The 25,209-nt window shown below is 67.2% G+C and carries 21 protein-coding genes; 11 read left to right on the forward strand and 10 right to left on the reverse strand.

Annotated features, from left to right (window positions below; all coding sequences use genetic code 11):
- Nucleotides 1-1,833: an Hsp70 family protein gene (locus C1A38_RS05255; RefSeq protein WP_233196639.1), complete on the reverse strand. Its 1,833-nt coding sequence runs from the start codon at nucleotides 1,831-1,833 to the stop codon at nucleotides 1-3.
- Nucleotides 1,834-2,126: 293 nt separating this feature from the next.
- Here C1A38_RS05255 and C1A38_RS05260 point away from each other — a divergent pair, with 293 nt between their 5' ends.
- Complete coding sequence (locus C1A38_RS05260) at nucleotides 2,127-2,366, forward strand: hypothetical protein (protein ID WP_199180085.1); 240 nt, start codon at nucleotides 2,127-2,129, stop codon at nucleotides 2,364-2,366.
- A 29-nt stretch (nucleotides 2,367-2,395) separates the two neighbouring features.
- Here the strand turns inward: C1A38_RS05260 and C1A38_RS05265 are convergent, their stop codons facing one another.
- The 6 genes from C1A38_RS05265 to C1A38_RS05290 form a co-directional block, all read right to left on the reverse strand.
- Nucleotides 2,396-3,679, reverse strand: coding sequence for a WD40 repeat domain-containing protein (locus tag C1A38_RS05265; RefSeq protein ID WP_199180086.1), 1,284 nt, complete (start codon nucleotides 3,677-3,679; stop codon nucleotides 2,396-2,398).
- A 191-nt stretch (nucleotides 3,680-3,870) separates the two neighbouring features.
- Nucleotides 3,871-4,209, reverse strand: a complete 339-nt coding sequence (locus C1A38_RS05270) for a transposase (RefSeq protein ID WP_502696919.1) — start codon at nucleotides 4,207-4,209, stop codon at nucleotides 3,871-3,873.
- A 249-nt stretch (nucleotides 4,210-4,458) separates the two neighbouring features.
- Nucleotides 4,459-4,806 carry a winged helix-turn-helix domain-containing protein gene (locus C1A38_RS05275; protein ID WP_199180087.1) on the reverse strand — a complete coding sequence of 116 codons (348 nt, stop codon included), beginning with the start codon at nucleotides 4,804-4,806 and terminating at the stop codon, nucleotides 4,459-4,461.
- Between the two features lie 339 nt (nucleotides 4,807-5,145).
- Nucleotides 5,146-5,760, reverse strand: coding sequence for an SDR family NAD(P)-dependent oxidoreductase (locus C1A38_RS05280; RefSeq protein WP_102656697.1), 615 nt, complete (start codon nucleotides 5,758-5,760; stop codon nucleotides 5,146-5,148).
- Between the two features lie 621 nt (nucleotides 5,761-6,381).
- Nucleotides 6,382-9,642 (reverse strand): tetratricopeptide repeat protein, encoded by a 3,261-nt coding sequence (locus C1A38_RS05285; RefSeq protein WP_102656698.1) that lies wholly within the window; start codon nucleotides 9,640-9,642, stop codon nucleotides 6,382-6,384.
- Between the two features lie 4 nt (nucleotides 9,643-9,646).
- On the reverse strand, nucleotides 9,647-10,033 hold the full coding sequence (locus C1A38_RS05290) for a toll/interleukin-1 receptor domain-containing protein (protein WP_102656699.1): 387 nt from the start codon (nucleotides 10,031-10,033) through the stop codon (nucleotides 9,647-9,649).
- Between the two features lie 592 nt (nucleotides 10,034-10,625).
- On the opposite strand from C1A38_RS05290, the gene C1A38_RS05295 reads away from it, so the two are divergent.
- The 4 genes from C1A38_RS05295 (at nucleotide 10,626) to C1A38_RS05310 (ending at nucleotide 13,743) form a co-directional block, all read left to right on the forward strand.
- Nucleotides 10,626-11,030 carry a hypothetical protein gene (locus C1A38_RS05295; RefSeq protein WP_102656700.1) on the forward strand — a complete coding sequence of 135 codons (405 nt, stop codon included), beginning with the start codon at nucleotides 10,626-10,628 and terminating at the stop codon, nucleotides 11,028-11,030.
- 65 nt (nucleotides 11,031-11,095) lie between these two features.
- Entirely contained in the window at nucleotides 11,096-11,632 is a 537-nt protein-coding gene (locus C1A38_RS05300; protein ID WP_102656701.1) for a hypothetical protein, read from the forward strand.
- Between the two features lie 149 nt (nucleotides 11,633-11,781).
- On the forward strand, nucleotides 11,782-12,546 hold the full coding sequence (locus C1A38_RS05305; RefSeq protein ID WP_102656756.1) for a DUF5131 family protein: 765 nt from the start codon (nucleotides 11,782-11,784) through the stop codon (nucleotides 12,544-12,546).
- Between the two features lie 102 nt (nucleotides 12,547-12,648).
- Entirely contained in the window at nucleotides 12,649-13,743 is a 1,095-nt protein-coding gene (locus C1A38_RS05310) for a three-Cys-motif partner protein TcmP (RefSeq protein WP_102656702.1), read from the forward strand.
- A gap of 284 nt (nucleotides 13,744-14,027) precedes the next feature.
- Here C1A38_RS05310 and C1A38_RS05315 read toward each other — a convergent pair whose 3' ends face one another.
- Entirely contained in the window at nucleotides 14,028-14,534 is a 507-nt protein-coding gene (locus C1A38_RS05315; RefSeq protein ID WP_146017441.1) for a hypothetical protein, read from the reverse strand.
- Nucleotides 14,535-14,608: 74 nt separating this feature from the next.
- On the opposite strand from C1A38_RS05315, the gene C1A38_RS05320 reads away from it, so the two are divergent.
- The 5 genes from C1A38_RS05320 to C1A38_RS05345 all read left to right on the forward strand — a co-directional run bounded on the left by C1A38_RS05320 (nucleotide 14,609) and on the right by C1A38_RS05345 (nucleotide 21,836).
- The gene (locus tag C1A38_RS05320; RefSeq protein WP_102656704.1) at nucleotides 14,609-15,328 is read left to right on the forward strand and encodes a hypothetical protein; all 720 of its coding nucleotides are present in this window, start codon (nucleotides 14,609-14,611) and stop codon (nucleotides 15,326-15,328) included.
- A gap of 748 nt (nucleotides 15,329-16,076) precedes the next feature.
- Nucleotides 16,077-18,707: an AfsR/SARP family transcriptional regulator gene (locus C1A38_RS05325; protein ID WP_158244850.1), complete on the forward strand. Its 2,631-nt coding sequence runs from the start codon at nucleotides 16,077-16,079 to the stop codon at nucleotides 18,705-18,707.
- Nucleotides 18,708-20,279: 1,572 nt separating this feature from the next.
- Entirely contained in the window at nucleotides 20,280-20,588 is a 309-nt protein-coding gene (locus C1A38_RS30680; RefSeq protein WP_146017442.1) for a hypothetical protein, read from the forward strand.
- Between the two features lie 559 nt (nucleotides 20,589-21,147).
- Nucleotides 21,148-21,567, forward strand: coding sequence for a hypothetical protein (locus C1A38_RS05340; protein WP_102656708.1), 420 nt, complete (start codon nucleotides 21,148-21,150; stop codon nucleotides 21,565-21,567).
- 35 nt (nucleotides 21,568-21,602) lie between these two features.
- Nucleotides 21,603-21,836: a hypothetical protein gene (locus C1A38_RS05345; RefSeq protein ID WP_102656709.1), complete on the forward strand. Its 234-nt coding sequence runs from the start codon at nucleotides 21,603-21,605 to the stop codon at nucleotides 21,834-21,836.
- A 309-nt stretch (nucleotides 21,837-22,145) separates the two neighbouring features.
- On the opposite strand, the gene C1A38_RS05350 is transcribed toward C1A38_RS05345, so the two are convergent.
- Both C1A38_RS05350 and C1A38_RS05355 read right to left on the reverse strand, forming a co-directional pair.
- Nucleotides 22,146-23,270 carry a hypothetical protein gene (locus C1A38_RS05350; protein ID WP_102656710.1) on the reverse strand — a complete coding sequence of 375 codons (1,125 nt, stop codon included), beginning with the start codon at nucleotides 23,268-23,270 and terminating at the stop codon, nucleotides 22,146-22,148.
- Nucleotides 23,267-24,547: a hypothetical protein gene (locus tag C1A38_RS05355; RefSeq protein ID WP_102656757.1), complete on the reverse strand. Its 1,281-nt coding sequence runs from the start codon at nucleotides 24,545-24,547 to the stop codon at nucleotides 23,267-23,269. Before C1A38_RS05355 ends, C1A38_RS05350 begins: the two co-directional genes overlap by 4 nt.
- Nucleotides 24,548-24,718: 171 nt before the next feature.
- On the opposite strand from C1A38_RS05355, the gene C1A38_RS05360 reads away from it, so the two are divergent.
- The gene (locus C1A38_RS05360; protein WP_102656711.1) at nucleotides 24,719-25,180 is read left to right on the forward strand and encodes a hypothetical protein; all 462 of its coding nucleotides are present in this window, start codon (nucleotides 24,719-24,721) and stop codon (nucleotides 25,178-25,180) included.
- Nucleotides 25,181-25,209: the final 29 nt, after the last annotated feature.

Consider the following 25,209-nt stretch of genomic DNA (forward strand, 5'->3'; position numbering starts at 1 on the left):
TCATCCACCTTCCGCCAGAGGGCGGACGGATGCCGCAGCAGCGGTGGTGGGATGGACGATGCGCGTCCACAGTCGGGCCGCCCACCACACCGCCACGGCCAGGGCGTAGCAGACGGCGAGGATGCCGGTGGCTTGTGTGTTGACGATCGCGGCGCTGATCACCGCGACCGGTGCGGCCAGAATGATGCGGAACATCAGCGGCGTCACGATTGCCATGACGATCCCGACGCCCAGGAACAGCCCGCCGACGCGGCCGGCGAGGTCGACCCACATCATCACGTGCGGCCACCGGTCGGCGGTCAGCGAATACTGGATCAGACCCATGCCCAGGGCGGCAGCGACGACAGAGCCCGTCGGTGCGGCCAGCAACGCCGACCAGCCGCCGTGCGGCGTACGCCACTGCCGTGCGGCAACCACTGCCATCACCATCGCCAACACCGCGATGGGGACGATTGGCCACAACGCCCAGCGTAGGAAGCCGCCTACCGGCAGGGTGAAGTACTGGCTGGTGACCACCGCGTAGAGGCCCGCGATGGCGGCCCCGAGGGAGACGGCAGCGAGAATTCCGATGCTGACCTTCCCGCCCTCCGTTCGGACATCTTGCGTGGGACTGCGTGCAGCAATCAGGGAACCGAGGACGGTTCCCGCAGCGAGGCATGCCAGCAGGGCGAATACGGCCGCCATCGCCAGTTCACCCCAGTTGAAGGCGACCCAGTAGTGCATTCCCAGGGTGACGTTGTGCCGCTCGGCGGTCACGATGCACTGCCAGAACAGCGCCAGAGACGCAAACCCCGGCACCGCGACCCCGATCGCTCTGCGCACCGGCGGCACCGGCACGTCCACCGCCCCCGCTGTGCCGGGGTTCGTGGAGCCAACCTCGGCAGCGCCGAGCGCCGCGGCGAGCTGAGGCTCGGCCACAACGGTCGGCATGACTCCGGTGTGCTCGGCGATCGCCTCGCCCAGGTGCGGTAGACGAGCGCTGCCTCCCACGCAGTAAATCCCTGCCAGGTCGCTGGCGGCCAGTTCAGCGGCGGCAATGGTCTGCTGCGTCAGGTCCGCGACGCGTCGCACCACGGGCCGGACAGCCTCGTCGAGCATGGCGCGGTTCGCGATCACCGGAGCCTGGCCAGCCAGCGGTACCGTGACCGCCGGGTAAGAGATCAAAGCCTCTTTCGCCACGCGTACGCTTTCCGCCGTCGCCCAGGGTGCCATGCCGTCCGCAGCCATGTCACGGCCGTTTGTCAGCGCCGTTGTCAGCGTCGAATCGACGCTGGCGCCTCCCGCCGCAGGGTCAGCCAGAGTCGCAAGCACCTCGAAGCCGGACGGCCGCCGACGTAGCACCGTCACCTCAGCTCCCGCGCCGACGTCACACACGACAAGGCACGCCCCCACCGGCAGCCGCACACCGGTCGCCGCCAAGTGTTCGGCCACCGCCACCGGGGCCTCCACCAGACGCGGCTGCGTCAGACCCGCCCGATGGGCGACCTGCCGCATCCAGGTACGCCGACGCGGCCCCCACCCCGCCGGCACTACCAGGTGCACATCCCGCACCGGCTCACCAGCGACCCGTTCGGCTTCAGCAGCGGCGCGACGCAGCGGCGCCGCAGCAAGATCCACCGCCTCCACCCGCGTCCTGTCGACCACCAGATCACCGTCAGCGGGACGACGCGGACTCGGCACCAACCTTCCGGGCTCATTCTCGGCGGCCTGCCACGCCTGCTGCCCCGTCCACACCCGCCCATCGCCAGCCACATACACGGCACTCGGCAGAAACGGCACACCGTCGAACGACAGGACTGATGCACGACCGTCAGCCCACGCCACCACCGCCACGGTGCTGGCGCTACCGCAGTCAATCGACAGCCGAACGTCCGCCGCCCCCATCGACGTAGTCAAACATGAGGATCACCTTCACGTCACCCGTCAATTACTCACGGGTGTCGGACCCGCCTGATTGAGGTGGCGTTGACCACGGGAAGCAGGAAGTCCAGGTGTCGAGAGGTTGACCTCCCACGGAGCGTGCGCGGACGGGCGTCGAGCGCTGTGGTGGGGTTTCCGCCGCCGTTCTGCTCTTTCACCATCTGGCAGTGCTAAGAGGTTGAAAGGCCAAGGTCCGAGCTATCTCGGTGGTCCCCGATCGCAGCTACTTCGCCGCCAGCCATGTCAACGACACCTTCCCCGGCAACGGCGCGGTCGAGTGGCAGTGGAACCTCGGTCAGATCATCACCGCGGTAGCGGTCGCCGGTATGGAGATCCTGCACGTCGGTGAGTACGCCGAGCCGTTCTGGCGGGCAGGCGGCGTCACCGCCGCCGCCTGGGACGGCCGGCTGCCGAACTCGTTCTCGCTCCTCGCTCGGTGCCGCTGAGCCGCACGACGGGCGGGCTCCGCCTCGGCCTACAGGTCGTCGTCGCCGTCGAGCCAGTCGTCCTCGTCGTCGAGCCGGTGGGACGGGCGGCGGCAGAGGTCGCCTTTCGGTTTCACGACGTTGCCGAAGTCGTATTCCGCGTGCGCGTCGGCGATGCCGAACGTGGCTCGCGGGTCCAGCGGGTGCTCGCAGACGATCGGCTCGGTGCCGTCGTAGTCGACGAGTTCCCAGGTCCCGCCCTCGGCGTCAACAAGCTCGCGGGTCAGGTCGTAGACATCGCCGGTGGCGGGGTCGGTCCAGCTCGTGGGGAGTTCGGAGGCGTACCTGTCCGGTCTGTCGAAGCCCAGCTCCCGGTGGACGTCTAGGTCCCAGACCCGGACCCGCTCACCGGAACTCACTGCGAGCACGAGCGTGCCGCCACCGTGGGTACCGCATGCCAACGATGAGACGACGCCTATGTCGCGGCCGTCGAACAGCGGTGGTCCGAGCTGTAGCTGCCGCCGCAGGTCCCACACCCGCACGTCCTCTCCGGCGCTGACCGCGACGAGCTGGCCGGACACCTTGGCGAGGGCGACGGCACCGACCCTTCCACCGTGCCCGACAAGCGTCGCCGCGGGCCGGCCGGGATTGTCGAGGTTCCAGATCCGGACGGTGCGATCCCTGCCGCCGGAAACGGCGATCGGCCGGCCGTCGAGGACCCCGCACGCCACCGCGTCGACCTCGGCGTCGTGGCCGCGAAGCGGCTGGCCAATCTGCTCGCGCCGGCCGAGGTCCCAGACCCGAACGGTCCGGTCCTCGCCGGCAGTGACGGCGATCGGACGGCCGCGCATCGTCCCGCAGGCTACGGACCGGATGACGGAGGTGTGACCGCGCATCGGGCCACCGAGCCGCGTTCCGGCTGCCACATTCCAGACCTGTACGTCGTGGGCGTAACCACCGGTTACCGCGACCAATTCACCGTTGAGCTGCGTGCAGGCGACATCCCAGAGACCAAGCCGAGTGCTGGCGTGGCTGAGCTGCCGCCGCTCCAGTAGGTCCCACGCCCACAGGCCACCGCCGACGACGACCGCCACCGGACTTTCCCCCATCATCCCGTAGGCGATGCCCCACTTCGTGCCCAGGTCCGGGAACGTGATCGGGTCGCCGAGCTGCTGATGGTCGTCCATGCTCCAGATGCGGAAGCGGTGTTCTTCGAGGACGAGCGCGACGCGGCGGCCGTTGACCAGCCCGCACGCGACACGGCTGACGCCGGGCCCGCTCAGGGGCGGAACGATCTGCGGGCCGAACCGCCACGGTACCCGTGGAATCACCACCAGCATCACCCTCCGCAGCACCGATCAGGACAGGGAGCGTACCGCGTCGGCCTCGATGCTTTGCCCGACCGGACAGGCCGGCGCCCATCGGGACCTCTCCGACGGGCGCCGGCAGCGACGCGCAGCGGGGAAGGCGTACCGGATCTGCAGTGCGACCCTTGCTACAAGGGGTTGAAAGGCCAAGGTTCGAGCTATCTCGGTGGTTCGGGTTCGAGGGTCATGCCGGTGCTGGCAAAGAAGCCGGCGAGGAGATCGGTCTGTTGCTGACAAGCGCGTAGCCGACGTTTGACCAGTTCGGCGAGGTGGTCGACACTACGGGCGGCAGTGTTGGCCAGGCCGCGTTTCATCCAGCGCCAGACGCCTTCGGTGGGGTTGAGGTCCGGAGCGTAGGCGGGTAACCGGATCACGGTCAGCCACGGCCGGGCGGCGATCAGCGTGTGCATGCGGCGGCTGACGTGCACGTTGAGGTTGTCCCAGATCAGCACTATCGGTGCCCGCAGGCGCTGGTGGGCTTGGTCGAGGAAGGCGATCTAGTCGTCCTCGCTGAAACTGCCGCGTTTGCCTGTGCGGCCACGGTGCAGTCGGGGTTCGCCACATCAGCCGGCCCCGCTGTCCGGGCTTGAGGCAGACCAGAGCGGCGATCGAGACCCGGCCGGAGCCCATGCCACAGACCTCGACCACCGGCGTGTGCCCGCGCCGGGACCACGTCTTGGCCACCGGCGGTCGCATGACCTGGCCCGCCTCGTCCTGGAAGCAGATCCAGGCGCCCCGCGCCGCCGCTAACCTCTTACCGACGGCCACCGCCCGCGATGCCAGCCGGCGACAGCTTCCGGATCGCGTTCGACCGCCCGACGAGCGGGGACCTGCTGGCTGTACCCGATGCGATGCAGCAGATAGGACACCCCGCGCAGCGTGTAGGACACGCCGAAACGACGCTCGATCACCTCGACCACCCGCGTGAGGGTCCAGCGGGCATCGTCCCAGCCGTGTGGGATCGGACCTTCATCGAGCATCTCGGCCAGCTGTTTCAGCTGCTCAACGGAGAGTTTGCAGTCCGAACCGCCCGCCCCGGCCGACGCCAGAGCCTCCGTTCCGCCAGCAGTCCACCGTCGCCGCCACAGACGCACCGACTTCTCAAAACCCGCAGCTCAGCAGCGATCTGCACGGTCGGTACGGACCTCTCGAACATGGTCGCGGCCTGGATCCGGACCTTCTCACGCCGGACCCGAGCTGCCGCGTTCATGCCACCACCAGCCGAATACCTCGTACCCCCGGCCCACCGAACCCATCGACCCAGATCACGCCGACACGCCGACGGACGTCAACCTTTTAACCTCTGTAGCCGGTTCTGGATCTGGCCACGAACGACCAGCAGTCATCGGCGTACCTGGAATGGCCTCCGAACCAGTACCCCGACATGGGGATCGCGCTGCTCAATGAACTGCCGCTACCTTCCGGTGCCGGAACTACCAGTCGAGGGACCGTCGCTGGAAAAAGAGTCCCCCGGTGGGGCCGTCTGAGGGAAGCGTGGCAAGCCACACGAACGTGTCCGCAGCTTCCTCCGGCGTGGAGTTCGCCTTTCCGTATGCCAGGCGAGTGTCGACCTTTCCGGGCGAAGCGGCGTTCACTAGGACGCCATCGTCCTTGAGTTCAGCCGCAAGGATGCGGGTCAGGGCATTCACTCCGACTTTGGATACCCGGTAGGAGACACTGCCCGGCCCCAGTTCACCGAAGGTGCCCATGTGGCTGGAGACGTTCACGATCCTGCCGTACTTGTTCTTCCTCATCTCGGGGATGGCTGCGGTGCAGCAACGCCAGGTTCCCATGATGTTGGTGTCCAGGGTGGCGCGTACCTTCTCCAGGTCGGCGCTGGCTGCCGCCTGGCCACGGTCGATGGCGATGCCGGCGTTGTTGACGAGGATGTCCAGGCGGCCGTACTGGTAGCCAACGTCGGCCATGGCGCGAGCGACGCTGGCTGGATCGGCGATGTCGAGTTGATGGCTGGATGCGGACAGCCCTTCCGCGCATAGCTCGTCGGCGGTCCGCACGGCGGCGTCCTCAGCCCGAGCCGTGACGACCACGTCGGCCGAGCAGTGAGATGGCTGAGGAGAATCGCCGGCTGCGTAGGGAAGTGGCTGAGTTGCGGCGGGCGAATGAGATCTTGAAGGCCGCGTCGGCTTTCTTCGCGGCCGAGCTGTGCGCCACGTAGCGCTGAGTGATCGAGGAGGGTGAGAGACCTTCCCGCCGGGCCGTCGCAGCGGCTCGGCAGAAGTCTGGGGGCAGCCTGACCTGCGCAATGGCGGGGTGGACGGCAAGCGGCCCTGCCAAAAGCGGGACGTGCCGGGACTGCCAGACGGTGCGGGTTCGTCGAGGCGAGGCCAGTAGGTGTAACGCGAGTGAACCAGTGTCTGACGCTTCGTAACAGCGAAGCCGGCTCCAATCTGGTGGATATGGGCCGGTGAGCAGCGCACGACCCCGAGGCTTCGGCCGCCGGGGTGGACTCCGAAGCCGTTTAGCTCCGGCGGTGGGGAGGCCATGGTGAAGGTCTGCGGCGTAGCAGTGGCGATGCTGCCGGAGTAGAGCTGGGCACCTCCCTGGCTGATAGATCATGTGGTGAACGTGGGAACCGACCGGCGTCCGCCGGGTTCCGTCCTTCCCAAGCTTGGGGGCACCCTCTGGCATCGCTGCATGCCAGCTGTGCTTCAGCTGGCAGTACGGTCCGGAGCGACGGCCGCAAGCTTTAGTTGTACATCCTCGGCTGCTGGGTGCACCAGCGCCTGCAGGATGTCGAAGGCGCGCTGCCAGGCATCTCGGGCAGCGGCGGCATCCCGCAGTTCGTGCAGCCCGTCGCCCAAGTCAACCAGGGTCTCGGCCTCCTCATATTGGTCGGCAAGGCGATTGCGGAGGCGTACTGCCTCCTGCAATGGTGCCACCGCGTCACGGTAGCGGCCGAGGCGAATGATGGCGCGACCGAGTGTGTGTAGGGCCGCCGCCTGCCCGTCATCATCGCCGGTCGCGCGGCAGAGTTTGAGCGCAACTTGACACAGCTGGATGCACTGTTTGTGGTCGCCGAGGTATCCGTGTATGCGGCCGACGTCTGTCAGGCTACGTGCCTCCCAGGCACGGTTTCCAGTCTCGCGGTAGGTCGTCAGCGCCTGCTGTGCGTGGAGCAATGCGTCCGCGTACCGGCTCTGCCAGGCGTAGCAGCGGCCGAGCATCAGATGGCTGTGCGCCTGTCCATCGAGGTCGGCGAGTTGCTGGAATAGCCTTAACGCTTCCTCCTGGTGTCCTGCCGCCATCTCGTAGCGTTCCAGCCGGGCGTACGCGCTGCCGAGGATCCGGTGTGCCCGGGCCTGGCTGCGAGCGTCACCTTGCTGGCGGAGAGCTGCGAGTGCGATTTCGTTGACTGCGGCCCACTCATGCCAGTACCCGTGCCTGTAGAGGAACGTAGTTAGTGCCCAGGCGATCTGCCAGGCGTACTTACCGAAGTCCTGATGCTGAGCTGCGTACCGGACGGCTGCCACCAGCGTGGGCCGTTCGGTTGAGAGCCAGTCAAACGCCTTGATGTATTCAGCCAGATCGGGTTGGATGATTTCGCTCGCGGCGGGGTCGGGATCGATGGCTTCCCAGGAGTCGTCAAGGTGCCGGTCGGCGAGCACTGCGGTCCGTACATAGTAGTCGAGCATCCTGTGAACTACCAATTTCCGCTGTTCGAGGTCGTCCTCGATGTGTGCCCGTTCCTGGCCGTATACCCGGAGCAGGTCGTGCAGCCCGAACCGTCCGGCCTGACGCCAATCTAGGAAATGGGCACGGGTCAACTCATCAAGGATGGCATGCGTCCGGGATAGGTCTTCGCCAGCCAGGTTGGCCGCCGCGTAGGTGTCCAGGTCCGGTCCGGGGTGCAGGCTGATCCATCGGAACAGGGACGCAGCCGCAGATGTTAATCGCTGGTAGGACCACGAGAATACGGCACGGATGTTCACCGTGTCGTCGCCTGCGTCGAGTCCGTCAAGCAGGTGTGTGCGGGAGGTCAACTCGGATACGAGGTCGGACAGTCGCAACTCCGGACGTGTAGCGGCCCGGGATGCGACGATGCCCAACGCCAACGGCAGTCCGCCGCAGAGCCCAACTAGCGTCAGCGCGGCCTCGTATTCAGTCTCGATCTTGTGTGCACCGACGTGGCGGCCAAGAAGGCTAAGCGCGTCATCGTGGGGTAGTGGGGGGAGGGTAATCGACGATGCACCGGAGGACACGATCAGTCCGGCCAGGCTGCGTCGAGATGTGATCAAGGTGGTGCAGGTCGAACTGGCCGGCAACAACGGCTGTACCTGGGCCGCGTTTGCGGCATTGTCAAGCACGAGTAGTATCCGGCGTCCGCTGATGACCGAACGGAACAGGCCAGCCTGAGCCTCTGTCTCGACGGGGATCCGCTCTTTCCGGATTCCGAGCGAACCAAGTAGACTGCCTAGCGCCTCTGCGAGTGTGCATGGCGTCCCCGATCCGAACCCTCGTAAATTGAGGTAGAGTTGGCCATCGGGGAACCTCCCCTGTTCTCGGTGTGCCCATTGCAACGCGAGTGCGGTCTTGCCGATACCAGGTGAGCCAGTGATTACACATAGTGTCGCGGGACTCCCGTCGTTCCGCGCTGAGAGAATGGCGTCGAGCTGCATTAGCTCAGGCGATCGACCAACGAACGTCGACACTGGAGCAGGAAGCTGCCGCGGGACGACCTCCGTCACCATGTCTGCCTGCCACCGTTCCGTCAATTCCTGACCCTGCGCTGGCCGGGGTTGGAGCACGACCGTCACGGAATCCGCCCGCTGTATCACCTTCGGCTCCGGGGCACCGTAGGCGCGGCAGTCGGCGATGGTGGTTGGAATTCCGCTCCCCTCCCCTTCGAACATTTTGACAGCGGCTAACATGTGGGCTAGACGGAAGTTGCGGCTCCGGGATTCGCTCTCGAGTTCGGCAAGGTCGCTGGTAGTATCGTCGGTGATTTGCCGGCCGACCCATTCCCCGGCACTGGTGATTTCCAATCGGTCAATAAAGAGTCGTACATAGACACAACTTTGAACGTTTTCGTACCGTCGATGTACGACTGCGTTTGCGATGATTTCCCGTACCGCCATCATCGGGTAGCGGTAGATTGCAACCGACTGTACACCGCGTTGTGTCGTTGTCTCGCCCAAAGAGACTCTATCTGCGACAAACTGCCAGGCGGCGAGAATCTGGTCAAATAATGGCCCAGTGACTCGGACGATTTCACGTGGCGAGGTCCGTTCCCTGCCATGGTAGCGGGCACACTGGACAATTGCTGTCGGTAGTACTCTTTCTGGCGCTTGCCCGAAGAGTAGCAGCCCGGCGCGTGTCAAACTGGCTTCGGAGATCAGGTTCGCCCTGTTGAGGAAGTCATGGGGGGATAGCGAATCCGGATATGATTGCTTGGCTTCGTCCCGTAGTTGCACGCGGAACCGAGAGACCGCTTCAGGATTAAAGGTAGTCTCGGCGGTCGGCTGGTCGAGGAAGTGGTCGGTGGCCGGCCGCGTGGAGTCGCCCCCCGAGTTCAAGTTGGGTGGCGGAAAATGTGCGGACAAAGCTTCGACCAGGTCTGCGACGGCTCGCTGCGGATGCTGGTCGTACCGGGCGACCTTGGTGCCCAGCGACAGATGCTGGACATAGGCCTGCTCCTCCATCTGGACGACGTACACACGGCTTGTCGTAGATGCGTGCGCGGCGTTGACCAGCCGGTGCGCCCAGGAGCTGCCGACTGCCCGCACGGTGGCGCACAGCACCACAGGAACGCCGGTGGCCAACAGCTTGGCTGGTTCCTCGATGAGGGACTCGCCAACCATGATTGTCCCGTCATGGCTTACCGTGAAGCCCGCCTCCTCGAGCGGCTGCGTCAGGCGAGCGGCAAGGTATTCCTCTCCACGCGCGGTGACTAGATGAACGCAGCGACGCATAGACTCAACGCAGGGCCTGACAGATCTGGGCGACGCCGGCGTCCCAGTCTGTACGGAGGTCCGCGTACTTGATGTCGGCCAGGATGTCCGGCGGTACGCCTCCACTGAAAAGTGCTGGCAGAACCCTCACCGCTGCGCCGTCGAGCTGACGGGCTAGCGCCGACATCCACTCCCGGCTCATCCAAGGCGCTTGGACGCCGTGACCAGAGCAGCACAAAATGAGGTATGCCGCGCCGGAAAGGCCCGCGTTGATTCGTTCGACAATAGAGTCACCGACGGCAATCTCCCACTCGTCCAGCCATACCTGGTGTCCGCGCCGTCTCAACTGGACGGCGAGGCGGAGAGCGGCGTCGCTGTCGGTACCACGGTGGCTCACCAAAACCGTCGCCATCTCCTGCTCCTCCGACGCTGAGCGGGGTGGGGTTACGCCCGACAGTAAACTAACCCTGCAAGCTATTTCTGGCTGGCTTCTTCCGGGAGATCCTTCCCCGATGGGCCGAGGATACTCTACTGTCAAGCCCCGGGTTTGATGGAGAGTTGGTTAGCTGGTTTGGGCACCGTCGGCGACGGTGAGTGCGTGCGCTACGCCGCGGGGAACTGAGCGAGGTCATTGACCACCGGCTTAGCGTTGACAACGGCGACGCCGACCTGGTGCGAGGCCGGTAGCCGACTCCCCGACGTCGTTTGACGGCGCCGCACCTGCCGTTCGGTCCACGCCTGGCCTCAACGCTCACGCGCAGCACCCGCAACGCCGGGACACCCGTCGGGCGAGCGAGCGTTGGTGGCTCCTGTCGGCCATGCGACAGCCACCCGTCGGCCCGTCCCTTCCGTCGGGCTGCGGCAAGCTGGATCATCGTCGGATGCGCATCCGATCCTGCGTCCTCGCGTTGGCCGCCGCTGTCACTCTTGTGGCCAGTGGGTGCGGCAGCGAGACCGATAGCAGCCCCGCAGCCGATGCTCCGACCAGTGCCACGCCGGCCGCCGTGTCAACTTCGGCCGCCCCACTCGACGCGCAGGCCGTCCTGACTCGGCTCACCGCCGCGAAGGTGGGGCTGACCGGCGGTGCGGTGCAGACCGAGGACACCGACCCGAACGACCTGCTCGGTCGCCCTAACGGCTACCTGTCCCGAGCTTCGGCAGACATGCCGGGTGGTGACCCTGAGGGCGACAAGTACACCATTGATCGAGGCATGGTCATCGAGGTGTTTCCGACCGCAGCCGACGCCGACCGGCGGGCCCAGTTCATCCAGGACGCGCTCAAGAACATGCCGATCCTCGGCACCGAGTACCACTACCGCGCCGGTGGCGGAACGGTGCTCGTACGCGTATCAGGCAAGGTGAAGCCGTCGGTTGCCAAGAAGGCCGAAGCGGCTGTTGCCGCACTGTGAACGGCTCCGCACCGCTGCGCTGCCCGTCGCTGCCGGCCGTTGACGGAGGGTGGCAGCATACGGTCATGCGCCACCGCCGGCTGCTGCTCGCTGCGTTCTTCCTTCTGATCCTGGTGTCAGCGACTGCTTGCGGCGCTCAGGCCGAGCAGGAGCCGGCCGCTTCCTCCGAGCCCACGCCCAGGTCCAGTGAGGTGCTGACACCTTCCCCCAGCGCACCGGCTGCCCAGTCGCCTCCTCGCACCACGGCTCTGCCTGCTGAGCTGCTCTTCAGCGAGACGATGGTGCGCAGCCACGAGGTCAACAAGCACAACAAGGGCGGGCAGGCAAACGTCGAAATGGTCGCGGGAACGAACGACCTAACGACGCTGGAGCGCCTCGGGCACGAGTGCGTCGATGCCTTCCTACGCCAGCAGACGGCAGCCTTCTGCAAGGTGTTCGGCACTGATGCCGACTACCGGTCTCGTGACCTGCGTAAAGTCGGCGATTCCAACTGCTGGGCCTTCTACGTGGGGGTGCCCCTGACTGGCGGCGAACCGATCGTCACGGCGGGCGACGAGTTCGGATACGACGCCGAGCGCTGCCCCGGCAAGCTGTATCGGTGACTTCCGGGACTGCCAGCGTCTATCCACCTACCAAGCCCGTTGTACGCGGTGACGCGACACCGACGGCGACGAGGAAGCGGCGATGTTCAACGATCCCCTTCCATATCGTACGGACGTTCGACAGGATAGGCTTGTCGGGAGGTGATGTGGTGGCGGACCACAGTCCCATCGAGTGGACAGAGGCGACGTGGAACCCCACCACTGGATGCGATCGCATCTCCCGGGGCTGCGACAACTGCTACGCCCTCACCCTGTCGAAGCGGCTGAAGGCCATGGGCTCAGCCAAGTACCAGACCGACGGTGATCCGCGAACCTCCGGCCCCGGCTTCGGGGTCGCGGTACACGAAGACACCCTGAACGTCCCCCGACGCTGGCGCGATCCCCGGATCGTGTTCGTGAACTCGATGTCCGATCTCTTCCATGCTCGAGTACCGCTGCCGTTCGTGCAGCGGGTATTCGAGGTGATGCGCGAGACGCCGCAACATACCTACCAACTGCTCACCAAACGAGCCGCCAGGCTGGCGAAGGTGGCCCCGCAGCTGGACTGGGCCCCAAACATCTGGATGGGCGTCAGCGTGGAGGACACCACAGAACTCTCCCGCGTGGACGACTTGCGGCAGGTTCCAGCCGCTGTTCGATTCATCTCCGCAGAACCCCTGCTCGGCCCGTTGACCGACTTGAACCTAGACGGTGTCGACTGGCTCATTGCTGGGGGCGAGTCCGGACCGGCCCACCGACCAGTGGACCCGCTGTGGGTCCGGCAGTTGCGGGACCGGTGCGGTGACGCGGGGACGGCCTTCTTCTTCAAACAGTGGGGAGGCCGCACGCCGAAGGCTGGCGGCCGCGAGCTGGACGGACGCGAACACTCGGCCATGCCCGCGCGCATGTTCGCTGGCGTTTCGCCAAAGCCATGACCGCCGTACTCGCTTCGCGCAAGCTGGCACGGTCGACGGGTTTCCACCGACGAGGTTGCGATGAGACACTGACCCCTGACACTCGGTAGCCAGGGGGTGGGGATGCCGGTCAATGGTGAGGTGCCGTGGGAATGCGCGCCACACACGGGCGCCAAGCACGACATCTACCAGCGCTACCTCGAGCGATGGTTTCCCATCCTCCTCGCCGGCTCTAAGGCTTACCCCTCGGTCACCTACGCCGAAGGCTTTTCGGGCCCTGGGATCTACAAGGGCGGCGAGGATGGTTCGCCAGTTATCGCGATGCGCGCGCTGGTCACCAAGGTGCCCAGAACCAAGGGCATCGCCCGCTTCGCCTTCGTCGACGACGACCAGCGCTGCGTCGACATGCTCCGGGAGACCCTGACGAAGGCGTTCCCTGAACGGCCACGCACCGACGCCGCCATGCCCGTGAAGATCGTTAAGGGCACTTGCGCCACGCGTCTGGAGGCCACACTCGACGAGATGCGCGCTTGGGGGCAACCGATCTTCGCCAACCTCGACTCCTGGGGTAACGCGCCAGTGCCGTATCGCCTCCTGCGACGCCTGGCCGCGAACGTCTCCAGCGAGGTCATCGTCACCCTGTTTCCGCAGCACTTCGTGCGCTTCGTCAGCGACCTCGGCGAAGCCGGCGACGCAGTCTTCGGCGGCGACCCGACTTGGCGAACCGTGGCAGACCTGCCGCCAGCAGCGAAAAGCCGGCACATCCTCACCTGCTACCGACAAGCTCTGCGCGCGGCAGGCTTTCCCTACCTGCTGGACTTCGAGCTGATCCCGAGGAAGGGACAACCGCTCTACCTGATCTTCGGCACCGGCCATCGCCTCGGCGTGCAGAAGATGAAGGACAGCCTCTGGGAAGTCGACCGTACCCAAGGCGTCGGCTTCCGCGATCCCCGCGACGAGCAGGCCGAGACGCTGTTCGACATCGACGAGCCACAACTCGGACCGCTGACCCGACTACTCACCCAACGACTCCGAGACAGCGGACCCGCCCGCGTCGAAGACCTGCGTCAGTTCACCCTGCTAGAAACGGTGTACCGACCCGAGCACGTGATCAGGGCACTGAAGCCCCTCATGGCCCACGGCGCACTCAGCGTCGAAAGCGGCGGCGCGCTGCGGCGCACCTCCCGCGTCTCCCTCGCCCCAGCCTCCGCCGTCTAGAGGGCGTTTTGTTTCTGCTGGTCCAGGCGTTGCGCCCAGCGGGCCGCCACAGTCAGCAGGCGGCGGAACTGCTTCCGTGCTGAAACAGTCGCGACTGTGCTGACAAGGTGCCGAACATCCGAGCACCATCGGAGCACCACACGATCAACTACCGTCACGCCCGACGTTCTGAATATCACTGAGTACCCGCTGGCCGCAGCTTGCTGCCGCGCGGGACAGCCCGGCCGAACCCGTATCGCCCGGGTCGTAGACGAATGCCACCAGGCTCGCCAGCGAACGGTGGTTCATGTAGTCCGGTAGTACATGTCGAGAAACGCCGCGTACCGATCGGCGTCGTACGAATCCTCCACCCAAGCAATCTCGTCGAGGATCTGTCGAGCCTCATCGGTGCACAGGCTTGCGAGGTACTCCTTCGTCCTGGCCACACCCGCTCCCAACATGAGTTCCGCATCGATGGCACCGGTCGCGTCCATGCTGGTGCGGCGGGCGCGATGAACCAGCAACGCGTCCTCGACATCATCGGCATACCAGAGCTGAACGGCGCAGATCCGCATCAGCTGCGTATTACCGGAGATGGTGCCCCTGCCAGCGTAGGTATCCGTCTCGTACCGGGTCTCACGGATGAGGACATCCCGAACGATCGGAACCTGGTCGGGGGCGACGCGCAACCCGTAGGCCGCCAAGTGCTGGTCGGCATCCCGCTCGTACTGATCATCATCATCCATCCCCACGCGCCGTGTGTAGCAGCAGCCGAGCGCCACCGGCCAGGCGACGCTGCCAAACGCCGGCACGAACGCGAGCGCAGGAGAGAAAGGCCGCCTGCGCAGAGGGAGTCCCGCCTCTGGCCCGGCGGTACAGTTCGTCCATGGCCCTGCCTGTCTTCTACGCACGGCCGGAACTCGTGGGCAGCACCCTCAACGTCGTGCCCGCCCCGGCCAGCTGGGACACGGCCGGGTCACTCGGCCAGGTCCGCTCCGCCGCGTTCACCGCCGACGTCTTGGCGGCCATCGCCCCGACAATGGCTGTCGTACCGGATCCACTCGCACTGCGCCTGGATATCGGGCTGCCGGACACGGTGCCCCTGCTCTTGCACAACGACCTCGACAACTACCTGTTCCCGCTCGTCCCGACGCTGACCAAGGGCACCCTGCGGCAGTTCGCCTCGGTATGGGCGACCAAGCAGCACGCAACGACATCCTCAGTCGCGGTGTGCCAGACCCGGCCCACCCCCGACCCCGGCGGGATGTACTCGCTACAGGTGCACACCACCGCATCGGCAACTACCACCACCTACAAGCGGCAGATCCACGACCAGATCAGCACCGCCCCACCACTTCCCGACGGCGGCATCGCCCTGCAACTCGCCTTCGTAATCGGTCCCCGCCGCGCCTGGCCCAACCTCTGGAAGGCCACGATCGACTCACTCGGCCCAATCCTCGGGCGAGACCCCGGCGCCCGCGAATGGGACACACGCGACGACCGAATAACGAACCTCGGACTGCACTGCACCACAGACCCGTCCGTGGGCAACCAGGTCACCATCGCAATCCGAGCCTGCACAACCGACACCCACACAGCCCCCTGACAAAACAGATCCAGCACAGCTGAGCCCCGCCCCTGCGCGCTGGCTGCCCGGCGAACGGGAGACGTCCGTTGGCGAAGCGGGCTCGTCCGCCGACGGCAGCCTGAACGCTCCGCGCCCACGCCACTCACGACGCACAGCCTCGGTTTCCTCCTCTGCCCGTGGCCGCAGGCAGACGACCTGCAAAGTTCCGCATCATCCCACGTTGGCCGGTCGCTGCGGCGGCTGCTGTGGTCGCAACCAGCCGTCCGGGCATCGGAGGCCAGCGGCGACATCCCCGCTCATTCGGGAAGCCTCACCGCCGCACATCGTCGCCCGTACCGGGGCGGCCAATACGACAGGCAGGTCGGCGCGTTACAGCAGGCGGAAGTCGTCCGGTGTTGCCCACGCGGATGCCCGGGGCACGCTCACGGAACTCCGCGTGATCGACGGATCATCGAAGCTTGTGGACTTGCAACCCGGGTGTCGGGCTCCGCCTGAAAGTTCAGCCGGCGTTGACACCGGAGACGTGGCTGCACCCGAGCATGCTCCACTGGCGCCATCACCAGCGCCCAACATGGCCGTGACCTGCGGTTGTAAGGTTGCGTAAGAACGTGTGAGGTCTTGTAAGCATCGACACCAGCACATCTGCCCCGTGCCGCTCTTACCGTCGGTCCCACCACAGAGGATCCTTACGGCGAGGAGACCGGGCATGCCACGATCTGCTGCTTGCGCAACCGTTGTCGCCACGTGCGGCACTGTCCTGATCGCGGTGGCACCGCCGGTCACGCTGTTCCTGACCGGGGTCGTCTCCCTCACGGCGCCGTCACCGGAGCAGCTACGGGCGTGGCTGCAGCAACCCCTCACCACCGGCTTCGTGGCCGCACTTCTGCAGATCAGCGCATGGCTGCTCTGGACATTGCTCGCCGCCACCGTGTCCCGCCGCGTGTATCACACCTTCGCCCGTCGGATCCGGTGGCGCATCGCGCTTCGGCTGCCCACCCCTCTGCAGGGTCTCGCGGCAGCGTTCTTCGGCGCCACCGCCGTGACCACCGCCGCGGTCCCCGCTATCGCGCACGCCACCTCCGCTACAGGCGCCGTCCCACTCGACCCGGCGCCGCCAACCGTCGACGAAGCAGTCAAAGAACAGGGAACACGCGAGCCGGCGACGCCGATCTACACGGTGCGACGTGGCGACACCCTGTCCGCCATCGCCGACCGCTTCCTCGACGACCCCGACCGGTGGCGGGAGATCTACGTCCTCAACCGCGGCACCCAATACCCCCACATCGGCGGCAGCCTCAAAGACCCGAACCTGATCCGCCCTGGCTGGACCCTCGACCTGCCCGCCGTACACACCACCCCACCCGAGACGCCAGACAAGCAGACTCCCACCAGTCCCTCCACGTCGGACACACCACCGTCCGACACCTGCGTCGCGCCATCACCCTCGCCCACGACACCTCCGCACCACACGCCCAGCCCCGCGTCGTCGGCAGCTGCCGCCGATCCGTCCACCACCCCGCCACCGGACAACTTTTCAACCCCCTCGACTGGCTGGATTCGGATCACCGGGGGCGCGATGGGAGCTGGCCTGGCCGCCGCCGTCATCTACGCCGTCACGAGAGCACGCCAGCGCGGCGGCCACCAACACCAGCGCCCGCCCGCCACCAGCCCGCCCCCGCCAGACACCCGCCTGGCGTTACCCCTGGCCGCGTCGACCCGCCTCCGGCAAGGTATGCGGCACGCCGCACCGCAACCGCAGGATGACCCACCCGAGCACCGTGCGGCCGCCGGCACCGACACCTCCGTAGACGCGACACCCTCGGCGTCGCCCCGCAAACCCAGCGGCGCGGAACTGGCAGGTGCCGGCACCCTCCCGGTCACCGTGGGCCTCGGCCTGGACGGACCTGCCGCCCCGGACGCCGCCCGCGCACTCCTGATCGCCACCCTCACCGCCGGTGACGACACACCGGACGGGCAAGGCCGCGTCATCATCGCCGCCTCGACCCTGACCACACTGCTCGGCGCCGCCGCAGCCGACCTCCCTCCGATGTCGCGCCTCACCGTCGCCCCGACGTTCGCCGTCGCGCTCACGCTCCTCGAAGAGGAAATCATCCGCCGCAGCCGCATCGTCGCCGACCAGCAGGCCGCCACCGTCGACGCACTGCGCGAGGGAGAACTCCTCAGCGAACCGCTACCGCAACTACTGCTCATCGCCGACGTACCCGACCAGCCCTGGCACACCCGCCTGGCCACCGCCGTCCGCCTCGGCAGGAACGTCGACATCGGTGTCGCCCTGATCGGCGCCTGGCCCGCCGGCACCACCCTCACCGTCTCCGCAGACGGCACCACCGAAGGCGGCGACGGCGAACGCCTCGCCGTGCTCGACCCGACCGCGACGACCACCATCCTGACCACGCTCGCGCAAGCCCACCACGACGCCGCACCCTCCACCGACCGGTCCACGCCCGCCGCCCGTCCCCAGCCACAGCCCGCCACACCTGCCACCGACGTCCACGCGGCCGACGAACCCGAAACCCGCAACCCCGCGCCTGACCCTCCCGCCCCGCACAACGAAGCCGCCACCGACCCGTCCGACGCCACCCGGCCCACCGAGAGCACCTCCGTACGGCGAGTCCACGCCCGAGTCCTCGGCACACCCGCAATCCTCGGCCCCGACGGCGATCCCGTCCGCGGCCTACGCGCCAAGAGCCTGGAACTATTCGTCTACCTCGTCGTCCACCGCGACGGCGCCGCCCTCGACGACATCATGGAAGCCATCTGGCCCGACGTGACCGTCTCCCGCGCCGCCGAACGCCTCTCCACCTGCGTGGCCAACCTGCGCAGCGTCATCCGCTCCATCGCCCACACCAACACCCCACCCACCGCCACCGCTGCCAAAATCGAACCAGTGATCAACACCGGTGGCCGGTACCACCTCAACCCGACCCTGCTGCAGGTCGACTGGTGGACCGTCGAGGACGCATACACCCGACTCGCCACCGCAGCCGACGACGCCAGCCGCCTGGCCCTCCTACAGACCGCGATCGCCGTCACCAGCGGTGGCCTGGCCGACGGCAGCGACTACGAATGGATCGACACCGACCGCGAGCACACCCGACGCCGGCTGGTCAAAATGTACGCCCACGCCGCCGGACTGCACGCCGATCGTGACCCCGCCGCCGCGCTCGCCCTCTACGACGCCGCCTGCGCACTCGACCCGCTCTCCGAGGAACTGGCCCGCCGCGCCATGCGCACCGCCGCCCGCCTCGGCGAGGCCACCGGCGTACGGGAACGTCTCGCCGTCCTGCGCCGAGAACTCGACGACGCCGGAATCACCATAGACCCGGCCACCGAGGAACTGGCCGCCACACTGCTGCGCGACCTGCCCAACTCGTGAGCATCCCCATCGTGCGCCTGGTGGACGCGACCAAGACATACCGCCGCCACGGGACGTCGCCATCCTTTCTGTCGGACCTTGCTGAGGATTTCAGTTGGCGGGCCGCCCAGCTGCGGAGTGAAATGTCTCCGCACCCCTTGTCACCGAAGACCGTCCCGCTGAACATTTCCGTGTGCACACAGTGCTGCCACGCTGGTGAGCCCAACCCCCGCGCCGCCTACGGCCCACCCGGCCAGCGCAGCTTCCCGAAGCAGGACGGTGCGGGCTCGCTCGCTGGCGAAGTCGATGTCGGCGAGGGCCAGTCCGTCACGTCGGCATCCGGCTCGACGCGGCCGACGCGCCGACGACTGAGGCGCCGCCGTCGTCCATTGACCGGTGGCGGCTGGCCGGGCGCCGGGCGTACCCCCGCTCGGGCTGGAGGATCCCCGGCCCGTACGAGCGGCGTACCGCACGTCGCGTGCGTCAACGCAGGAACGTACGTGCGCGAAAGCCCTGATCAGCGGCTTGGTGTGAGTTTCGCCCGTTCGGTGGTGGCCCTAGTCGTACGCGCGTACCGTATGTCAGGACTGCAAAACCCCAGCGAGCTACTGTCACAAGGCGGAAACCGCACGTCAGAGCCGCCGGGACGATATCGCGTAACACGACGTTCGCCAAGTTGGGATCTGGGGTTCCCTACTGTCGAACGGCGCTTTATGACAAGATGCGGGTGCTGTCGACGTGTCGCAGTAGAAGTTGGAAAACGAAGAACGCTCCACCCTCTGGCCGCGAACCTTCGAGTGGAGCGCCCTTCACCGGTCCTGTAGCCGTGCCATCAAGGCGCGGCTACAGCCCTTTCCAGAGGCGGAAGAGGTTCACCAGCAGCGCCGCGCCCTGCATCGCAGGACCGGCCCACCGGCGGGCCTTCCGCCAGCTCCACCGGTGGGCGGAGCCTCTGGAATGGGGACACTGACATACATGCCGGCGACCCCGACGGGACGACTGGTTCGGCATGACGGACCTCCTTTCCCCGGGGACTCGACTTCGCACCCGGACGTCCTGGGGACGACCCGAGTTGCTCCCGAGCGGGGAGGAACATCAACCGAAGTAGCATCCTACTGGTCCGCACGCCCCGTGTGCGCAGCACTGCGCGGACGCGTAGCCGGCCACTACCCCGTGTGGACGTTTCCGCAGGTAGAGGCCCCCCGGCGGTGATTCAGGTCTCGAGCCAGAGGTGGGCCAGACGTCACCCCGGGTCGACGAGATGCACCCACGCACTGGGTCCACGCGAGCAGTTTGACCTCGTCCTCGAGATCAAGGCGGGCACGCTCGCGCTGGAGCCCTTCGAGCCCACGCTGGTGCACCCGTCCAGCAGGGGCGCGGCGACCGTGGGGATGTTCTTGCCGACGTAGCTGGCGCGGAACGGCAGCCGCCGTCGGCCGGCGAGACACAACCGCAGCGGCTCGCCTACTGTTCGCGCGGACCCGGGGGTCGAGCCCGTAAGCCGCCAGTCGGCAGGTGAGCGAGCGGGCAGACCGGGGCGGCAGGAAATCAGGGGGCCTGCCGCCCCGGTTCACCCGGGACGGGAGGCGCGGCATGGGAGTCCTGCTGGCAGACGGCCTCTACCAGGTGCGAAAGCGGCAGCATCCCGCCGAGCGGGACGCCCACGCCACCCCGATCCCTCGGCCCGGACAACGCCTCGGTCACCGACCCGACGCCCGGCGGCGCGGTCGAGCAGCCCGACGGGCCGTGGAAGTGGCGATTCGACCCGGCTGTGTGGTCGGTCCGCGCCAGCGACACCGTGGCCGTGGTCGACGACGTCCGCACGTGGACGGTGACCGGCATCCCCGGCGGCATGAAGTCCCTGGCGTGCCCGACGTCGACTACGTCGAGGTGCAGGCCTGATCGTCCCGCCGGAGGTGGATCGTGGCTACCCGGTTCCGACCGCGTAACGGGCTTGAGCAGATCGTCGCCGCGATGGTCGCCCGCAAGGTGCAGGCCATTACCGACGAGGTCGCCGACGTCGCCCGGGACAACGCCCCGGCACGAAGACGTGGCGGACCGTCGGGGACGAGGAGGTCCGGCCGGAGCACCGCAAGGCGCACGGCTAGGAGGTGCCGGCGAACCTGCGGTTCGTGTGTGGACAGCCCCGACTACGACCAGGCGCACTGCGGGGCGCGCCCCCGAAGCAGCAGCTGCCCGCCGCCCGGCGTGGCCATGACCTCGCCGACGGTCTCCCCGACCCCGGGGTCCACGCCCGCACCCAGGTGCCGACCTCGATGAACCGGCCGCGGTGGTCTCGAGGATGGTCGTCCTCGGCGCAGTCTTTCCGGAGGGCCCATCGGGGGCAGCAGGATGGTCACGGCCAGGATCGTCCCGGCCGGCGGGGCCCTGCGTCCCGGCGTCACGTCGGTGGCGGCCCCTACGCTCGCAGCTGAGGCACCACATCGAGGACGGAGAAGGCGTGGACGGCGAGGTCTGGGGCGAGGCGAGCGTGTCCTTCCCCGATTGGAAGGGCACGGCGCAGCTGGACGAGCGGATGACGATTCCGTGGCAGGGGCTAGGGCGAACGGTCGGGCTCGACACTGACGAGTGGCAGCTGGTCGGGTTCAGCATCGGCGGCGGTGAAAGCGGCTACGACCTGCGGCTGGTCGCCACGCCCCGTGACGTGTGGGAGAAGACCCAGCCCGGTGACGAGATCGAAGTAACCGAGTTCCTTGTGCACGACGTCGACCCGCTCGCGCTCCTCCAGCAGATGACGCACATGTTCGAGTTGAAGATGTACCGCCGCGGCGTCGACGGCCGCCAGGTGCGGGTCCGGGCGTTGTCCGACCTTCCCTCGGAGCTGTTCGTCGAAGAGAACTTCGGGCCGCAGCAGGACTAGCTATCCCAGGCGCCGGGCCTCGCTGGACGTGGCGGATGACGGTGCGCGTGGAGATCCCCAGCACCCGGGCCGCCGCGGTGTGGTTCCGCTGGCTGACGTACACCACGTGGTCGATCGCGGCCGCCCGCTCGGCGACGCCCAGCTCCCGGCCCGGGTCCGCCGGCCGGGCGGCCCGGCGCACGATCTCGTGGTCGACGTCGACGCTGGACCGCCACGGCTCGTCGGCGAGCGGCTGCCACCCGTGCTTCGCTGCGGTGGTCTGGGCATAGGTGGCGGCCCGGCCGGTGGGCGCCGGGATGCACAGCAGCTCGTCGTACAGGTCGGACTACGCGACGGCCAGGTCGTCGGTGATCCGTTCCCGCTCGCCGTGGGCAATCGCGGTGAGGGTCATGATCCGCGGTCGAGCCGCTCAGCGAGGTAAGACTCCCAGCCGGTCGCCACCAACTGCCGCAGCAGCTCGGCGACCGGCTCGGCGTCGGCCATGCGCGGCTGCCATTGGCCGTAGACGCTCAGCCGGTCCCGGTGCCGGCCAGGCCGCTGAGTTACGGCCCGGTGAGAACACTGCCCGGTTGGCCAGTTCATACGACCGGTTCTCCAAGCAGGAGTGACCTTGCGCGGGCCCGGAAACCGAGATCGAGCCCTGTCGTGGTGACGAGGAATCCAACCACGTCGGCGGCCTGCTTCGCGGCCAGTTCATCGAAAAGGCCGCCAAGGTCCTTCGGTTCGACACGCTCCTTGAGGGCCATAGCTGACGTGACGACCTCAAGGAGCCGCAGAGCGGGCAGCACGCGGTCCGGGCGGCGCATGATCCGCGTGACCAGTTCCAGCATCTTGGGGTAGTAGCTCGGGAGGGGGTCCAGGTCGACTTTCGCAGGCAGCGCGCCAGCGTCGCGCAAACCGACCAGCATCTGCGCTAGATCCTGCTTCTCCCGCAGGCCCACCGCTCCTCCATGCAGGTACTGGGCCAGCCCGCGGTCGGGATTTGCCATATGCGCGGCCCGAATTGCGTGGATGCCATGGCTGACGGTGATCAAGTACAGCCAGGCCAAGTCCAGGACCAGCGCAAGGTGGTGTGGGCTACGAGGGTCTAGCAACTCGGCGCAGCTGCGAAGCTGCTCGACGAGCTGCACAGGATTCCGATACTCGTCGTAGAGCCAATAGTTGAAGTTCCGGTAGTCCAGCAGCGGCTTGAGCCTCTTGTCGAGGCCGACGAAGGCCGCGCTTGCGCCAACCGCGCGATCGCTGTCGAACAGCCAGGAGACTGGTCCGTTGCCGAGGGGCAGGTCGGAGGGGTGCAGCGCCTCCAGCCGGGAGAGGTCATCCTTCGTCAGCGCCGTGATTCCCAGCCGACTGGCCAACTGCCGTGCAGCGTCGGTGACGTTCGAGTCTCGAACCATGTAGGCGTCGTCGGCGGCAAAGAACTCTGTGACTCCCCGGATCCAGAACATCCGACCGGTGGATCCGTCCTTGGTTGTCTTGCAGTCAACGATGGCGCTATGCACGCGGGACCCGATGATGCCGATGCCGAGCACGTCGAGATCCGTGAAGGACTCCGGCTGGCTTGTGCGCCGCCCGCGATCCTGGGTCCGCTCCTGCTCGAGGGCCCAGACACCTCGCAGTTCCACGTTGAGCCTGGTCGTGTACCCCATTCTCCAGAGCAGCCGGCGAGCGGCGACCTTCAGACCGAGATCGTGCTGGCTCATCGGAGCTGCCCCTTCCCGAACGCCTTGTCAATCACGCTCTGCCACTTCTGATCAGGAATGGCCGCCTTGCCTCGCAGGCGCGACAAGGTCTGCATCGGCGCGGTGAAGCGCCCGTTGACGACAAGGGCGGCTCGCGCCTGGTCCTCACCGACTCGCCCGGCCAACGGTTCTCCGTGGGTAATCAGGTCCCGAGCGATCGTCAACGCCTCCCGGTTGTCCGGGGTGTCGATGAACCGGGGGGTTACCCAGCTCCCGCCCGGCCGCAAGTCGGCGTCGAAGGCGAGCAGGCCGGCGGCATGCATAAGCCGGTACTGACGCCGGTGCGCCTGGTGGGGCACCAGGAAGCCGCGTCCGGGGTCCAGGAGCTTGTCGATGATCGCGACCATTGCCTCTTTCGTTAGGCTGTTGTACTCGCCGTAGTACTGGCCACAGCGCAAGCAGGCCAGCATGGCCAGCGCCTTCTCCAGAACGGGCTTCCGTGCCCGCAATAGCTGCGGATCAAGCACGTACGGCAGCGTGGCGAACGGCTGTGACAACCCGCTTCGCAGCTCCACAGCCGGCGCCAGTAGCAAACCCCGGGCAATCGCGTCCTGCAGGACGGGTTGGGCTTCGGTGACGGGCATCCCTTGTTCGTTACGCAGCGCGGCAAACGCCAACGCGAGCTGCTCCGATCCATGCTCCCGCACGAGATCCGAGATCAGCTCAGGATTCTCGAACCCGAAGAATGGGGAGTAAATGACATCGCCGTCGAGGAGTGAGACCTTCTTCACCAGCTCGGCACGCTCGCCGACCTCCAGCAGGTTGGGCACGACCGAGGTGTCGAGCCCGAGCCGATCGGCCAGGCCGTCGATAGGCACCGGGGCATCGGCGAGATGGTGAACTAGCACGATCATCTGCTGCTCGACCTCCGTCGGTGACCTGTCTCGCCAGGCCTCCCCGAGCATTGTGTAGAGGTCGTCGTAGTACGGGACGTTCTCGGTGAACTTGGTGATCTTCCCGCCAGCGCGCTGGACGCCCGCCACGAACTCGACTTCATCGAGCAGCGCAATGACCTGGTCGAACGCGAACTGATTGACGTCGAGCTGCTCCGCGGCGAGAGCCCTGAGCGCCTGAGCGTCGCTGATTACGTCCTGGCCACGGACGAGCGCGGCGAGGCTCGCCGCCATCCCGATCAGCTGTGTGTCGGCGAGCTGCGTAAGGCTCCCGGAGTTCGGATCCAAGTTGCGCAGGCCAGAGTGCACATCCTGACACCGAAGTCCCTCGTCGAACCTCTCCACGTCCGCCTCCCCGTCGACGCCGGCTGACAAGCCGGATCATTCTGGCAGGAGGAGCCGAGCCAGGCACGTCGCGTCCCAGACGGCCCGCGTGAAGTCGACGAAGCGTGCGTCGCAATGTCCTCTAGTCGGCCGGATCTCGGTGGAGGCCTCGCGGGCGCGGCCGGTCCCCGCGTGGTCAAGATCTGGACCGGGAAAGCCGGCGGCCCCGCGACCCTTTTGCTGCGGGCGCTGACCGCCGACCCGCCGCCGGACGATACCGCGGGCTGGAACGACGTGGTCGAGGTTAGCCTGTCCGCCCCGAGCGGCGCGGTGCGGGCGATGGCGCTGATGGCCGATCCGCCCGCCGACCTGGGGCCACTGACGGTGGCCGGTCCGGGCTCCTATCGACTGCGGGTACATGTGCGCGGCCGAGACGCTGTGCCCGACGAGTCCGTGTCCGCCCCGGTTGAAGACTATTTGCTCGTAGCGTGGCCGGCCCCGCACGAGCCCGAACGGATCCTGCGCCAAACCGACGCCCACGGCGCTGAGGTGCGCCGGGTCGAGGCCGCCGTGCCGTCTCCGCCCACACCGCCGCCGCCGCGGGCCGACTCGCTCCGCGAGCAACGCCGCCGGGCGCTGCGCCAGCTCGGCTAAGCCGAGCGACCGGCGCGCCCGGCAGCCCG

This window comes from Verrucosispora sp. ts21, from assembly GCF_002879555.1.
Taxonomy (GTDB): Bacteria; Actinomycetota; Actinomycetes; order Mycobacteriales; family Micromonosporaceae; genus Micromonospora; species Micromonospora gifhornensis.